Source organism: Streptococcus sp. VTCC 12905 (genome assembly GCF_049893385.1).
Lineage (GTDB): Bacteria > Bacillota > Bacilli > Lactobacillales > Streptococcaceae > Streptococcus > Streptococcus suis_AA.
Genome location: NZ_JBMVJC010000078.1, coordinates 1 through 578, shown reverse-complemented (window position 1 = coordinate 578; position 578 = coordinate 1). Strand labels below are relative to the sequence as shown.

Genomic DNA, 578 nt, shown 5'->3' with positions numbered 1-578 from the left:
CTGGTCAAGAAATTAAGTACACGGTTGAAGAAGCATCCGTTGCTGGTTATGAGACAACGTATGATGGCAATAACATTGTTAATACACATCAGGTGGCCAAGACGAGTGTGTCAGGTCAAAAGACGTGGTCAGACCATGATAACCAAGATGGTGTACGACCAGATGAAATTACGGTTAACTTGTTAGCAGATGGTAAGAAGGTTGATTCAAAGACAGTGACCGCAAAAGATGGTTGGAAGTATGAATTTAATGACTTAGATAAGTTCAAGGCTGGCCAAGCAATCAAGTACACGGTTGCCGAAGCAGCGGTTGACGGTTACAAGACAACGTATGATGGCAATAACATTGTTAATACGCATCAGGTAGCTAAAACGAGTGTGTCAGGTCAGAAGACGTGGTTAGATAATAATGATCAAGATGGTAATCGGCCAGGCAGTATCACACTACACTTATTGGCAAATGGTAAGGAAGTGGCAACGAAGACGGTAACCGCTAAGGATAACTGGAAGTACGAGTTTAATGACTTAGATAAGTACAGCGCTGGTAAAGAAATTGTTTACACGATAACAGAAGATCAA

The 578-nt window shown here is 41.7% G+C and carries 1 protein-coding gene; it reads left to right on the top strand.

Features of this window, described 5'->3' with window-relative positions; translation table 11 throughout:
• Window positions 1-578 (top strand): Cna B-type domain-containing protein (locus ACPC58_RS11695; RefSeq protein ID WP_434066038.1); only part of this gene is annotated, 578 nt, incomplete at both ends.